Annotated in this window: 12 protein-coding genes; 6 read left to right on the forward strand and 6 right to left on the reverse strand. The window is 36.3% G+C overall.

Translation table 11 applies throughout. The features are described 5' to 3' along the window. Window positions 1-3: 3 nt before the first annotated feature. The gene (locus ELS83_RS00400) at window positions 4-1,035 is read right to left on the reverse strand and encodes a glycoside hydrolase family 130 protein (protein ID WP_171593521.1); all 1,032 of its coding nucleotides are present in this window, start codon (window positions 1,033-1,035) and stop codon (window positions 4-6) included. A 5-nt stretch (window positions 1,036-1,040) separates the two neighbouring features. Further along, the gene (locus ELS83_RS00405; protein WP_171593522.1) at window positions 1,041-1,442 is read right to left on the reverse strand and encodes a hypothetical protein; all 402 of its coding nucleotides are present in this window, start codon (window positions 1,440-1,442) and stop codon (window positions 1,041-1,043) included. A 214-nt stretch (window positions 1,443-1,656) separates the two neighbouring features. Here ELS83_RS00405 and ELS83_RS00410 point away from each other — a divergent pair, with 214 nt between their 5' ends. From ELS83_RS00410 to ELS83_RS00425, 4 genes are all read left to right on the forward strand, one after another. Then, a complete protein-coding gene (locus ELS83_RS00410; protein ID WP_171593523.1) occupies window positions 1,657-2,031 on the forward strand; it encodes a DUF7670 domain-containing protein in 375 nt (124 codons plus the stop codon). Between the two features lie 93 nt (window positions 2,032-2,124). Beyond that, window positions 2,125-3,294 (forward strand): adenylate kinase, encoded by a 1,170-nt coding sequence (locus tag ELS83_RS00415; protein ID WP_171593524.1) that lies wholly within the window; start codon window positions 2,125-2,127, stop codon window positions 3,292-3,294. Window positions 3,295-3,452: 158 nt separating this feature from the next. Continuing rightward, a complete protein-coding gene (locus ELS83_RS00420) occupies window positions 3,453-4,550 on the forward strand; it encodes an FIST signal transduction protein (RefSeq protein ID WP_171593525.1) in 1,098 nt (365 codons plus the stop codon). A gap of 9 nt (window positions 4,551-4,559) precedes the next feature. After that, a complete protein-coding gene (locus tag ELS83_RS00425; protein WP_171593526.1) occupies window positions 4,560-6,266 on the forward strand; it encodes a hybrid sensor histidine kinase/response regulator in 1,707 nt (568 codons plus the stop codon). A 120-nt stretch (window positions 6,267-6,386) separates the two neighbouring features. Here the strand turns inward: ELS83_RS00425 and ELS83_RS00430 are convergent, their stop codons facing one another. The 3 genes from ELS83_RS00430 to gyrA form a co-directional block, all read right to left on the reverse strand. Beyond that, window positions 6,387-7,556, reverse strand: coding sequence for a tetratricopeptide repeat protein (locus ELS83_RS00430; protein WP_171593527.1), 1,170 nt, complete (start codon window positions 7,554-7,556; stop codon window positions 6,387-6,389). 98 nt (window positions 7,557-7,654) lie between these two features. Further along, window positions 7,655-8,824: a tetratricopeptide repeat protein gene (locus ELS83_RS00435; protein WP_171593528.1), complete on the reverse strand. Its 1,170-nt coding sequence runs from the start codon at window positions 8,822-8,824 to the stop codon at window positions 7,655-7,657. Window positions 8,825-8,925: 101 nt separating this feature from the next. Further along, window positions 8,926-11,424: a DNA gyrase subunit A gene (gyrA, locus tag ELS83_RS00440; RefSeq protein WP_171593529.1), complete on the reverse strand. Its 2,499-nt coding sequence runs from the start codon at window positions 11,422-11,424 to the stop codon at window positions 8,926-8,928. Between the two features lie 300 nt (window positions 11,425-11,724). Here gyrA and ELS83_RS00445 point away from each other — a divergent pair, with 300 nt between their 5' ends. Continuing rightward, complete coding sequence (locus tag ELS83_RS00445) at window positions 11,725-14,223, forward strand: ATP-dependent Clp protease ATP-binding subunit (protein ID WP_171593530.1); 2,499 nt, start codon at window positions 11,725-11,727, stop codon at window positions 14,221-14,223. A gap of 121 nt (window positions 14,224-14,344) precedes the next feature. Next, complete coding sequence (gene tpx / locus ELS83_RS00450; RefSeq protein ID WP_171593531.1) at window positions 14,345-14,860, forward strand: thiol peroxidase; 516 nt, start codon at window positions 14,345-14,347, stop codon at window positions 14,858-14,860. Window positions 14,861-14,999: 139 nt separating this feature from the next. Here the strand turns inward: tpx and ELS83_RS00455 are convergent, their stop codons facing one another. Beyond that, window positions 15,000-15,389, reverse strand: a complete 390-nt coding sequence (locus ELS83_RS00455) for an HU family DNA-binding protein (RefSeq protein ID WP_171593532.1) — start codon at window positions 15,387-15,389, stop codon at window positions 15,000-15,002. Window positions 15,390-15,488: the final 99 nt, after the last annotated feature.

Consider the following 15,488-nt stretch of genomic DNA (forward strand, 5'->3'; position numbering starts at 1 on the left):
AGCTTAATTAAAATGATTTAATAAATCGGTAATGCTTGTTCTGGCAAGACAAACTGTCTCATCACAAGCACCGTAATAAACCCACAATTCTCCATCATCTTCTTCCACCATTCCGTTGGTAAAAACCACATTGGGAAAGAAGCCATTTTTTTCGTATTCAGTCTCTGGCAGCAAAACGGGTACATCTGCCTTTTTTATAATTTTTGTAGGATCTTGCAGATCAAGTAGTAGTAGTTTTAGAGTATACACACTATTTTCTCCCTTGGCGTGATAAAGAACCAGCCAACCTTTTTCAGTTTTAATTGGTGAAGAACCACCGCCAATTTTTTGTTGTTCCGACTTTGTGTTATCTGGGCGAAGCAAACAAAAATGTTCGCCCCAATTCATCATATCGGGAGAAGTTGCATACCATATCGAAGGCAATCCAAAGCCTTTGTTGTCTGGTCGATGAATGGCTGCGAATTTTCCATTTATCTTTTCAGGAAAAAATGCAACATCCTTATTCAGTGGTGGAAATATAATTCCAAGTTTTTTAACAGTTTTAAAATCTTTAGTTTCGGCCAGATAGGTAACATAGCCATCACCCGAAACAGCAGTGTAGTTGATATAGTAGGTATTATTCAGATGTACAATTCTGGCATCTTCAACACCAAAACACTCACAATCTAAAGTAGGGTAGATAAATGGCTGATTTTCCACTTCAAAATTGACTCCATCTTTACTACGAGCCAAACGAATATGGCTTATGGTGGTTAAATAATCAACTCCTTTATAGAAATAACCTCTTGTATCTTTGTAAATTAAGTCAGGATCATCCTTATCAACTTTCATTACCAAGGCTTCACCCTTATTATAATAGGGAATGGTAATGTGATCTTTCTCGGGCAGGCAGTTTTCAGCCACGCGAAGCAATAATATCGTTTCACCTTGATATTTTACAGCACCCGGATTAAAGGCACCCAACACCTGGAAAGAAGGATGGGAAGCCATTACATCTTTCGGTGAAATCAATGGATTACACGAATGTCTTTTCATGGGGATCAAGACATGTCAATCAGGTTCGTGAAATTCAGGTATTTGGATGCATGCTCTCCAAAAGTATGTACCTTTTCTTCTGTAATTTGGTAGGTGCATCTTTCACCATAAACTCCAGAAAATAATATTTCGTATTCCTGATCTTCTTCATCCTGCATCAGAATTTTGTAAATGTTATCATGGATTCTTCTGTCTATAAGACTTTTATGACAACAAGGGCAGAACATGCTAATTTTCTCATTTTCTTCCATTTCGAAATTTGCATGTTTCAAAATTTCATAATCTCCCAAATGGATACTAAATAAAAGAACTCCACGCTGTCCTTTTTCATTTTTTGCAGAGATAACGATTCTGTCGTTTACATTCAAGTAATTTCGGCAATGTGGACATATATAATTTGCATTCATAACAGTAAGTTTTAGTAGTTCGATTCCTATAAAAAATATACGCTATTCTGGGTAGAAAGTCAATTTAAATCCATTAATAATCAATACTATGAAACAAGATCTTTATTACATGACAATATTGGGATATGAATAAGTTTCTGCAGCGCTTTTAATTCCATATTAAATCGGCTATATTTGAGTTGAGGCAGAATACAAATTGCCAAAAACTAAAGATTTGAAATTAGCAGTAAGTATAATTCGTTGGGTGGCCAGGTTTTTAGGAATATTTTTATTCCTATTTTTTCTGTGGTTTGCAATTGAGATTGGTGCTCCCGATTTGGATATGATGAGCAATCAGGAAGTGAAGTTATTCACAGCCAACCTGTTGATGCTAATTGGCTTAATCGTAGTATGGAAATTTGAATTTATTGGAAGTTTGTTCTTACTAGGCGGCTACATCTTTTTTTCAATCGTGAATTATTCATTCTGGATTGGACCAGTTTTTCCAATTTTTTCGCTCATCGGGATACTTCATATATTTTGTTGGTTTTCTGATGTTTTAAGATTTTCGAAAACTGACAAGTTCTCATTTCGATTCTTCCTGAAATAATAAGTAGGATATAAATCCTTTAATTTAGGCGGATGTAGCCTAAAAATTACTAATTTTGAATCTTGACTAACTTAAAAACATAAATTTAACCACATGTTAAACATTGCATTGTTCGGCCCTCCTGGTGCCGGAAAAGGAACCCAATCAAAAATGCTGGTAGAAAAGTACAATTTGGCTTACATTTCTACTGGTGATATTCTTCGAAGCGAAATTGCTGAAGGTACTGAACTTGGGCTTCAAGCTAAAGATATTATCAAAAAAGGGGGATTGGTACCCGATGAAATTATAGTTCAAATCATTGAGGAACGAATTAAAACAAATACAGAAGTAAAAGGTTTTTTGTTTGATGGATTTCCGCGTACAACGGTGCAGGCATACATTTTGGAAGGATTGCTTCTAAAAATGAATACCAAATTGGATTGTATGTTAAGTCTGGAAGTTCCTACTGAGCAACTACGCAATCGTTTGCTTGAGAGAGCAACTAAGGAGAACAGACCTGACGATACAGAAGAGGTAATCAATGTTAGGCTTCAGGAATATGATACCAAAACTGCTCCGGTAGCTAATTTTTACAAAGAGAAAGAAATCTACCATGGCATTGATGGAATGGGTGGAATCAACCAGATTTTTGATCGTTTGACGAATGTAATTGATCAAACGCTTGAAAAATCATGGATCAACCTAGTACTTCTTGGCCCTCCTGGATCAGGTAAAGGGACCCAAGGAAGAAGATTGGCTGAAAAATTCAACCTTGTGTACATTTCTACTGGTCACCTGATGCGTCAGGAAATCAAGAAAGGTACCGAAATGGGTAAAAATGCCAAAACTTACATCGAGAAAGGGGATATCGTACCTGATGAAATCGCCATTAAATTAATTGAGCGTCAGATCAAAAAACATCCAAACGCCAATGGATTTATTTTCAAGGGTTTTCCGCGTACCATTGTACAGGCCTACATACTGGATGGTTTGCTAAGAAAATTGGAATCAACAGTTACAACTGCTATTAATTTGAATGTTCCTACCCTGGAATCGATTAAAAGATTAACAGCTCGTAGCAAAACTCAAAGCAAGCGTGCTTACGATGCCGATACCGATATTATTATTCACAGGTTGGAGCAACACGAAAAAAGAAGCTCTAAAGTGAGTGAGTATTACTCCAAGCAAAATAAGATTGAGCGGGTAGATGGAGTTGGAGATGAAGACACCGTGGCGAACAGGCTTAGCGATGCAGTTCTTGACTCATTTAAAAAGATTAGATAATACAGCTGCCGGTTTTACAATTAAAACCGGCATTTTTTTTGCGATTAATTATAAAAATCACTACTTGACAAGCTCACGAGAGCATTTAGTCAAATCAGATTTTAACAAGTTTGTAAATTTGTTAAAATTGTATGTTTTACCAATCTTCATTTCATCATATGTTTCTGGAAAATCCAACAATTAGCAATATTATTTCTGGATTAAAAGAACTTTCTGCAACTGAAAATTCTCAAGTACTATTGTTTATAGGCGAAAAATGTGATATCGACCTGAAGGTATTGGTTAACAGCTTAAACAATGAAAATATCCTATTTATAGGAGGAATTTTTCCCCAGGTAATTCACCAGAAGATTACATCTGACAAAGGCATCGTAATTAAAAAAATCGAGCTTGAACTGGTTCCCATCTATTTTAATTCAGAAAGCGAATTTGTGAATAAATTTTCCGATTACCAGGATCACAAATTTACAACCGCCTTTACCTTAATAGATGGACTTTCTGAACGAGCCTCAGATCAATTGATGACTTTATTTACACATTTGGGTAATAATGTCAGGTTTTTTGGAGGAGGTGTTGGACGACTTCAAAGCGCAAAAGAAGGCATCTTAATAAGCAACGAGGGCATCTATCAAACTGGCACCATGGTAGTTTTTTTATCTTCTAAAACGAAAATAGATGCAAAACATGGATGGAAAAAATCGGTCGGGCCTTTTATCGTAACAAAATCGGAGAAAAACCTGATTAAAGAATTGAATTGGGAAAATGCCTTTACAGTGTACCAACGTTGCCTAAAAGAAACTCAAAATATAAGTTTAACAAAGGAGAGCTTTTCGCAGCATTCGATTCATTTCCCATTTGGGATTTTCAAAGAGGAGAGAGACTATATCGTGCGCGATCCTTTCGAAGTAAATAATGAAGGACACATTACCTGTGTTGGTAATATTCCAGAAAATTCTTTGATAGATATACTATCTGTAGAAGAAGATAAACTAAGGGAAATTCCGGAAAAAATGATCTCCAATTGTATCATGAAAACTGGAGTTAAACCGTTACCTGTTCTGTTTAGTTGTATTTCCCGATTTACCCATCTTCAAGATCGCTTTGATGAAGAGCTTGAAGGTTTTAATTCTGAGCTATTGAAACATTTTCCTGAAAGCGAACTGGAAGGTGCATTATCAATTGGAGAAATATATTCAAGTGGCAGTGGATATTTGGAACTATTAAACAAATCGATCGTCTTAGGTTTGGCCTATTAAAATTTGACAATGAATACAAATAGTTTAATTACTGATATATCATTTTTATATGAACTCTCTCTATCTGTAGGACAATCCTTAGATAAAAAAGAGAATTGTAAAAGATTTTTGCACACATTAATGTCTCGTAAAAATCTAGAGTTCGGAGGTGTTTGGCTTCGCAACTACAGCATTCCATATTCGCCAAAAACAACTGGATATACGGTAATCTACTCTCATCCTCAAATCAAGTTGGATCAAACTGAAATTCCCGATTCAAGTTTTTTAGATCATTGCTTCGATGAGTCCAGTTCATTTTCAATTGAGCTTACACCAGAGCTTGGAGAAGCATTGGGCTTTAAAAAGAAGGAGAGAGGCGCCATTACATTTTTCAAGTTACAGGATATGGGTTTTGTAGTACTGTTCCCATCTGCCAAAGATAGAATATGGAGTCAACTGGAACAGAGAAAACTGAAAAATGTAATTAATAAATTTGCCGTTTCCATTAAAGCCTGCTTATTTCATGAAAAATCGATTCTGGATTTAATAACGATTTCTAAAACTCAGAAAGAACTAGAGAAAGCCAAAAAGGAAGCTGAAGAATCCAATGAATTAAAATCGGCTTTTCTTTCCAATATAAGCCATGAATTCAGAACTCCAATAAATGCAATAATTGGATTTTCTAACCTTCTGAATGAGCCGAATTTGGATCAAAAGGAACAATCTAATTTTGTGCAGAATATTTTGAACAGCAGTAGCAAGCTGATGAAAATGGTGAATAATCTTCTGTTTGTATCCAAAATGGATTCAAATCAGCTGAACTTCAACATCGAATTCTTTAACATTAATGAAACTTTAAGAGAGGTACAAACCCACTTAAACTCAATGATTTTAAGTAGACCTGATGTTGAGTTTAAATTGATTTTTCCGATAAATTCTGAAGAATTACAAATTAAATCGGACAGGGATAAATTGATCCAAATTCTTGATAATTTACTTGATAATGCGCTGAAATTCACCAAGTCAGGAAAAGTAGAACTAGGTTATTATATCGATGATAACTCCATTCCAGTGTTTTACATAAGAGACACAGGGATTGGAATTTCTAAAGAGAAGCAAGATCATATTTTTGATGTTTTCAGGCAACTGGATTATGAGGCGAACAGAAAGTTTGAAGGCTCGGGATTAGGTTTAACGCTAAGCAAAAAGCTGGTTCATCTGCTAGACGGTGAATTGTGGTTTGATTCTGAAGAGAATATTGGCACAAACTTCTATTTTAGGCTTTCGGGAACCGGCAGAATCAAAATGAATCTCCTAAATGAAATTACATCTAAAACAGGCAGTAAATTAAACGATATAGGCGATTTAAAGTATTCTGAAAAGAACATACTGATTGCTGAAGATGTAAAGTCCAATTTCAATTATCTCAACGCCATTATTGAATTAACAAACGCAACTGTAATCTGGGCAAAAAATGGCAAGGATGCGATCCAAATCTGCAATCACAACAATCCAAAAATTGATTTGGTGCTTATGGATATAAGAATGCCTGAAGTTGATGGCATGGAAGCCATAAAACAAATCAAGAGCAATAACAAATCGATTCCCGTGATTGTACAAACCGCCTATGCAATGAATAATGAACGCGAAGAGTGTTTGAATGCCGGAGCAGATCAATTCATCACAAAGCCAATTGATCCAAGAAAACTCATGAAAATTCTTCAAGAATATCTATAAAAGCAATTCAAATGGAAAATGGGTAAGTATACGCATTTCTTAATTCGAGTCTTATAATTCATATTATGTTAAATTGGATGCATGCAAAAAAAGGGAACCATGAGCTCCCTTCATATTTTCTTATTCTAAGCCATCCAACTGGGCCTTCACCTCATTGTACTTTTCCATATACATTTCCTTTTGGTTTCTTAGCTTAAAATAAATCTCTTTTAAAACCAACAAAGAATTCTTCTCGTTTGGCCTTACTTGCAATGCTTCTTCGAAGTATGGAATTACTTTTTCGTACTCTGCATATACAACTTTCATGGCTTCGTTGTATTTCTTGGCATTTACAATTTCATTGGTCTCCTTATGCAGCTCACTTACCTTATTGGCTTCGATAATTGCCAAATTGTATCTTGGATTAAAATTATTTGGATTTAATTCTATCGATTTTTTATACATCTCAATTGCTTTATCACTTTCACCAATCTTATCACATAGCATACCTTTAGCACTATAGAATGAAGCATTATTGGGATCTAAAGCAATCGCTTTATCAAGATATTCTGTAGCTTTTTCTGGTTCTCCTCCAAACATATAATAGTTAATCAATTCAACCAGCATTTCGGCATCATTTGGGTACAACTCAAAACCTTTGTGCAAATATTTTACCGCTTCATCCTCATTGCCATTTTTCTTTAAAACATTAGCCAGATTTGCATACGATTTTGCTCCCATATAATTATAATCGATTGATTGCTTATAGAATTTAATCGCCTTCTCATAATTTTCCGATTTCTGAGCAGCCAGGCCAGCATTAAAAATAACGGCTGTATCAATCACCTGGTTGTCTTTGAACATATCCATGGCCTGAATTTCAAGAACTTTTTCGAAAGCATTTAAAGCACCAGAAAAATCTTTCCTGTTATAACGATTTACAGCTTCGTTTGTATAGTCAGGAATCATATTGGTCATTTGAGATTTAACCGGCTTTAACATCTTCCCTTTCGCATCTAATTCAAGGGCTTTCAAATATGCAGCATAAGCAATATCCAAAGGATTCTGATGCAAATCTTTAAATACAGGAAGCGGACTTTCAAATATGCCTTGGTAAACTTTACCTTTCACAAGATATGCCTTAGCATAAGACACACACTTCTCGTGTTTGATTCCTTCATCGATAGCTTCCTTAGCCTTATCCAATTTGCCAGAATTAAGAAAGTTTTGTGCTCCGGTTACTTTGCTTTTCTGTGCGAATACAGCAGAAAAGCTCAAAAGCACTAGCAGAATGAGTGATAATTTTTTCATATAAGGTCTTTAAATTAAACTTAATAATGTTTAAATGTAATAAAAAAAGGGAAACATTACGTTTCCCTTTTTAAATTTTTTATGTCAATCTTTAGACCTTATTCCATTCCGTCCAACTGAGCTTTCACTTCGTTGTATTTTTCCAAATACGCTTCGTTTTCATTTCTTAACTTGAAATACAATTCTTTCAAAGTAATCAATGAATTCTTCTCTCCTGGTTGCATTTCAAGAACTTTTTCGAAATATGGAATTACCTTTTCGTACTCAGTGTAAACAACTTTAATTGCTTCGTTGTACTTCTTAGCATCCATAATTTCGTTTGCTTCCTGGTGCTTAGCAATAGCAGCATTCAATTTCAAAAGACCAAGGTTATACTGAGAAGTAAAATCTTCTGGAGACAATTCTAAAGCTTTAACATACATTTCTTCAGCTTTGTCATACTCTTTAGTTTTCTCGTATAATGTACCTTTTGCACGGTAAAATGAACCATTGTTTGGATCTAAAGCAATCGCTTTATCAAGATAATCAGCAGCTTTTTGAGGCTCACCACCTAGCATGTAGTAATTGATCAACTCAACAAGCATCCATGAATCATTTGGGAACAACTCAAAACCTTTGTGAAGGTATTTTACTGCCTCTTCTTCGTTACCTGCATTCTTTAGAACGTGTGATAAGTTTGCGTATGATTTAGCTCCGCCATACTCGTAATCGATAGATTGCTTGTAATACTTAATTGCTTTGTCATAGTTTTCTGATTTTTGAGCAGCCATACCTGCATTAAAAATAACAGCAGTATCAACAACTGGGTTATCTTTAAACATATCCATAGCTTCAATCTCAAGAACTTTTTCGAAAGCATCTAAAGCACCAGCAAAATCGCCAGCGTTATAACGGTTTACCGCTTCGTTTGTATAATCAGGAATCATGTTAGTCATCTGAGCCTTAACTGGCTTAACCATCTTTCCTTTTTCATCTAATTCCAAAGCTTTCAAATATGCAGCATATGCAATATCCAAAGGATTCTTCTCTAGGTTTTTATATGCAGGAAGTGGGCTTTCAAAAATTCCCTGGTAAACTTTACCTTTAACAAGATATGCTTTTGCATAAGCAACACATTTCTCATCTTGAATTCCTTGATCAATAGCATCTTTCGCTTTATCTAACTTACCTGAGTTCAGGTAGTTTTGAGCTCCAGTTACCTTGCTTTTTTGTGCGAATACAGTAGAAACGCATAAAAGCATAACCAAAATGAATGATAATTTTCTCATAATCAATGTTTAGTTTTTATAACAATCTCGAACAAAAATAGATCTTTCTTTGAAATTTCGAACAAGATTAATCACTTTATAATTATTCTAAGTATCAAATGTTACTCTTCAGTACCCTCAGTCTGTTGTTCTGGTGCCTCATTTTCTTCATCTTCGTTCGATGAGTTCACTTTAGCCACAGCAGCAATTGAATCACTTTTCTTACTTAAGTTGATCAAACGAACACCCTGGGTTGCACGTCCCATAACTCTTAGATCCGAAACTGCCAATCGAATGGTGATACCTGATTTATTGATGATCATCAAATCGTCGTTGTCAGTAACATTTTTGATTGCAATCAGGTCTCCGGTTTTTTCGGTAACGCTAATTGTTTTTACACCCTTACCACCTCTGTTGGTAATTCTGTAATCTTCAATATTCGATCTTTTACCATAACCATTCTCCGATACAACAAGAATGTCTTCTTCTCCATTCTCTACACATATCATGCCAACAACCTCGTCCTTGTCATCTTTCAGAGTAATACCGCGCACTCCAGAAGCTGTTCTACCCATCGATCTAACCTGATCTTCAGCAAATCGAATTGCCTTACCCGAACGCACAGCAATCAAAATTTCATTTTTGCCATTGGTTAATTTCGCTTCTAAAAGTTGGTCGCCTTCACGAACAGTAATTGCGTTTACACCATTTACTCTCGGACGAGAATAAGCTTCTAGTGGAGTTTTCTTCACAACACCTTTCTTCGTACAAAGAACGATGTAATTGTTGTTAATGTATTCTTCTTCTTTTAGATTCAATACATTAATATATGCCTTCACTTTATCGTCAGGTTCAATATTCAACAGATTTTGAATGGCTCTACCCTTCGACTGCTTCGTTCCTTCCGGAATTTCGTATACTTTCAGCCAGAAACATTTTCCTTTTTCGGTAAAGAACAACATGGTATTGTGCATTGTTGCCATAATCATGTGCTCAAGGAAATCTTCTTCCCTGGTAATCGATCCTTTAGAACCTACTCCTCCTCTATTCTGAGTTTTAAATTCTGCAAGTGGCGTACGCTTAATGTAACCCATATGCGAAATCGTAATTACCATTTCTTCATCAGCGTAGAAATCTTCAGGATTGAATTCTTCAGAAGCATAAACAATATCGGTTCTTCTTTCATCACCGTATTTAGCTTTCACTTCCAGTAATTCTTCCTTAATGATATCCATTCTCATCGATTCATTGGCCAAAATTGCATTCAAATGGTCGATCAACTTCATCAACTCTTCATATTCTGCATGCAGTTTTTCACGCTCTAAACCGGTAAGTTTCTGCAAACGCATATCAAGAATTGCTTTCGCCTGAATCTCATCCAGCTCAAAATTGCTCATTAAGCCATTCTTCGCTTCTTCAGGAGTCTTGGACCCACGAATCAAAGCAATCACTTCGTCGATATGATCTAAAGCAATAATTAATCCTTTAAGGATATGAGCTTTGTTTTCGGCCTGTCTTAATTCATATTGAGTTCTGCGAACAACAACATCATGTCTGTGCTCTACAAAATTATCAATCAGGTCGCGAAGGTTAAGCAATTTTGGTCTACCCTTCACAAGTGCAATGTTGTTCACACTAAATGAAGTTTGCATCTGTGTGTATTTGAACAATTTATTCAAAACAACATTTGCAATGGCATCTCTTTTCAAATCGAAAACGATACGCATACCTTTTCGGTCCGACTCATCATTTACATTCGAAATCCCATCAATCTTCTTGTCGTTGATTAAATCAGCGGCTTTCATAATCAGCTCTGCTTTATTAACCATGTAAGGAATCTCGTTTACAATGATTTTTTCGCGACCTTTTTCGTCGGTTTCAATATTTGTTTTAGCGCGTACAACTACACGACCTTTACCAGTTTCAAATGCTTCTCTAACACCCTGGTAACCATAAATTGTACCGCCGGTAGGAAAATCTGGAGCCTTGACAATTCGAATCAGCTCGTCCATTTCCACCTCTTTGTTATCAATCGTGGTAATAATGGCATCAATGGTGTCCGACAAGTTGTGTGGAGGCATATTTGTAGCCATACCCACAGCAATACCTGAAGCACCATTTACCAAAAGGTTAGGAATACGGGTTGGAAGTACAGTTGGCTCCTTTAATGATTCATCAAAGTTAGGAACCATATCAACAGTATCTTTATCCAAATCAGATAAAGTTTCTTCTGCAATCTTATCCATTCTGGCCTCTGTATAACGCATAGCCGCTGGACTGTCGCCATCTACAGAACCAAAGTTCCCTTGTCCGTCAATCAATGGGTAACGCAAAGACCAGTGCTGGGCCATACGAACCATAGTCATGTATACAGAGCTATCACCATGTGGGTGATATTTCCCCAATACCTCACCAACAATTCTTGCTGATTTCTTATACGGTTTATTTGCTGTGATACCTAACTCGCCCATTCCGAAAAGTACTCTTCGGTGAACCGGTTTTAAGCCGTCTCTAACATCTGGCAAGGCTCTGGAAACAATAACCGACATCGAATAATCGATATAGGCTGATTTCATTTCCTCCTCGATGTTGATACGTATAATTCTTTCTCCCGTAGTCATCTATAATTAATTTAAAATTCTAAACTTTTCTCAGATCTACAAAAGTAACAAAATATGTGATTTTTGCGTAAGAAAAGGAGCTATATTTACAAGTGGATTAAGATAAATATTCGCACAGTTTTCTTTACAGCTTGATTTCTAGTTTAATTCCGATTCCAATTGAGTTTTTAATTGAAATTTGATGCAGAAATTAGGCGGTATCTAATATTTTTTCATTATTTTAATGTTGCTTTAATCAAATCGACGAAAATAAAGTCGAATATTGACAATCATTTAGAATTTAATTAAAAGACCTACTATATGGATTCAAAATTTTCACCTCGTATTAAAGATGTTCTTTCGTACAGCAAAGAAGAAGCTGAAAGGCTTGGAAACAGTGCTATTGGAACCGAACATTTATTTTTAGGGATTCTTCGTGAAGGTGAAGGCATTGCTGTTGATATCCTGATCTCTTTGGGTGTTGATCTTTACGACATCAGAAAAAGTATTGAAAGGGAAATCAAATCAGATACAATTACTGATTTAGATCAAAACAACATTCCTTTGCAACGTTCAGCCGAAAGAGTTTTAAAGTTAATTTATTTGGAGGCCAAGGCCTTAAAAAATAACACAATTGACACCAGTCATTTGCTGCTTGCCATTTTAAAGGATGACAAGAGCATGGTAACTCAAATTCTCGAAGGACAAACCATCGATTACAATAAGGTAAAAGAGAATTTAAAAACCTTATTCCCGAAGGCTCAAGCCGACTACCCTTCGGAAGAACGCGAAGGAAAAGGCGGCATGGGTGGCGGATCGAAAGGTTCAACTGCTCGTGGAAAATCGGAAACTCCTGTGCTTGATAATTTCGGTATCGATATTACCAAATCGGCCGAAGAAGGTACACTTGACCCTATTGTTGGGCGCGAAACCGAAATTGAACGACTGGCTCAGATCTTAAGTCGTCGTAAAAAGAACAACCCAATTCTGATTGGTGAACCTGGTGTTGGTAAATCTGCCATTGCAGAAGGTTTAGCACTTCGAATTGTTCAAAAGAAAGTTTCGAGAGTTTTATTCGGGAAACGTGTTGTTACCCTTGACCTGGCTTCAATTGTTGCAGGTACAAAGTATCGCGGACAATTTGAGGAAAGAATGAAAGCCATTCTTAACGAGTTATCAAAAACAAGCGATATCATCTTGTTTATCGATGAAATTCACACCATTGTTGGTGCCGGTGGAGCTACAGGATCACTCGATGCTGCAAACATGTTAAAGCCAGCCCTTGCAAGAGGCGAAATTCAATGTATCGGTGCAACCACATTAGATGAGTACCGTCAGAATATAGAGAAAGATGGCGCATTGGAAAGAAGATTCCAGAAAGTTATGGTGGAACCAACTTCTCCTGAGGAGACTGTCGAAATTCTGAATAACATCAAGGAACGATACGAAGATCATCACAATGTATACTATACCGAAGAAGCCATTGAGGCTTGCGTTAAGCTAACTTCAAGATACATTAGCGACAGGTATCTTCCGGATAAAGCCATTGATGCCCTGGATGAAGCAGGTTCTCGTGTTCACATCTCAAACATTCATGTTCCTGTAATTATTGAGGAATTGGAAAAGAAGATTGAGGAGACACGCCAAAGCAAAATAAAGGCTGTTAAAGCGCAAAAATTTGAATTGGCTGCAAGCTTTAGAGATAAGGAAAAAAACTTCTCTGAAGATCTTGAAAAAGAGAAAGACAAGTGGGAACAAGAGCTTAGTCTGAAGAAAGAAAAAGTGTCGGAAGAAGACATTGCTGAAGTTGTGGCCATGATGACTGGAGTTCCAGTGAAACGTATCGCCCAGGCAGAAGGATCTCGTCTGCTTAAAATGGACGACGAACTACAAGGTAAAGTAATTGGCCAGGACGATGCCATTGCCAAGATTGTGAAGGCCATACAACGTAACAGAGCCGGATTGAAAGATCCTAACAAACCAATTGGAACCTTTATTTTCCTTGGTCCTACAGGTGTTGGTAAAACCCAACTTGCGAAAGTTCTTTCCGAATACCTGTTCGACAGCTCAGATGCACTAATCCGTATCGATATGAGTGAATACATGGAAAAATTTGCTGTTTCGAGATTGGTAGGAGCTCCTCCGGGATATGTTGGCTATGAAGAAGGCGGACAATTGACAGAAAAAGTGAGAAGAAAACCATATTCGGTAGTACTATTGGATGAGATTGAAAAAGCTCACCCCGATGTATTCAACATTCTTCTGCAATTATTGGACGATGGACAGTTAACCGACAGTTTAGGACGAAGAGTCGACTTTAAAAATTCAATTATTATCATGACATCGAATATTGGTAGTCGTGAATTGAAAGATTTTGGTAAAGGTATTGGATTCCAGACTGGTGGAAACGATTCTAATGAATATGCCAACAGCATTATTCAGAAAGCTCTGAAGAAAGCCTTTGCTCCTGAGTTCCTTAACAGAATTGATGATTTGATCATGTTTAACTCATTAACTCAGAAAGACATCCATAAGATCATTGATATCGAACTTAATGGATTATACAAAAGAATTAACGATTTGGGTTATAACATTAAAATATCGACTGCTGCCAAAGATTTCATTGCGGAAAAAGGCTATGATGTACAATTTGGTGCAAGACCTTTAAAGCGTGCCATCCAAAAGTATCTTGAAGATGAAATGGCCGAAGTCATTATTAAAGCAACCATCTCTGAAGGTGATACAATTTCGGTAGGTTTAGACAAATCGAAACAAAAAATCACCACAAAAATACTGAAAGCTCAAAAAGCAATCGAGTAAATATTTAAACCGGGGTTAAGCTCCGGTTTTTTTATGCTTTTTTCACAATTTTTCTGCTTTATTTATTTAGAACAAATCAAAACAATTTCTATCTTTGATCGAAACAACAAAATACATAATTATGCAAAAAAACAATAGCAAAGTTACATTCGCAGGAAATGCAATGACTTTAGTAGGAACAGAAATAAACAATGGAATGAAAGCTGAAAACTTTACGGCTTTAGGACAAGATTTAGCTCCTGTACAACTTTCTGATTTCGATGGTAAAGTAAAGATCTTATCCATTTTTCCATCTATCGATACTGGTGTATGCTCTGCACAAACTCACAGATTTAACAAAGAAGCTGCTTCTTTAGACAAGGATATTCAAATTATTACTCTTTCGAACGATCTTCCATTTGCATTGGGCCGTTTTTGCGGTGCTGAAGGTATCGAAAACCTGCTTACTTTATCAGATCACAAAGAGTGTGATTTCGGTTATAAGTATGGTTTCGTGGTAGAAGAATTGCGCTTGTTGGCTCGCGGTGTTGTAGTTATTGACAAAAACAACGAAGTAAAACATGTTGAGTATGTTGCTGAAATGACAGAAGAACCAAACTATGAAGCTGCTTTAGAAGTTGCCAAATCATTGGTTTAATACCTGGCTTAACGAAATTATAATGAAGCTCCTTCGGGGGCTTTTTTTATGCCTTAAAGCGGATAAAAAACTGCATTAAAAAAGGGAACCAGGCAGTAACCAGCTGCTCAAGTTCCCTTTTTTCAATTCACATTCACTTTTATTGACTGATTTTTTTAAAACCAACCTGTTTAAACTCTTGTTTTATTCTTGTGCTTGGCCGAAAAGCCATCTTAACATTTTTAATATTTGATCTCTTCAAATCTTCAGGACGATCGACCCCTTCTCCACTCACATGAAGCGAAAATGTGCCCAAATCGCCAAGCTCAACACTGCAATTGTCCTTCAGGAAAAAAGGAATTTCCGATACGAATGCTTCCAGCACACCCACTACATCAATGGTACTAAAAGTCGACATTTCGGATATTCTCTCTGCAACATCTCTTAAATTCTTCTTCTCGCGGTATGCCACTCTGGGATAATACTGCTGCTTACGACCTTCCTTTTTTAAAGGCGAATTCATCTTTACCGCTTTGTACTTTACAGTCATACCCTTCTTTCTTTTTATTTATCGAAAAGATAATAAATTTTAAGGTATATTAAAAATATTTCTAACATATATTAAAAAAATTATTAATATATACTTAAA

It is taken from the genome of Marinifilum caeruleilacunae (genome assembly GCF_013141825.1).
GTDB classification, from domain to species: Bacteria; Bacteroidota; Bacteroidia; order Bacteroidales; family Marinifilaceae; genus Marinifilum; species Marinifilum caeruleilacunae.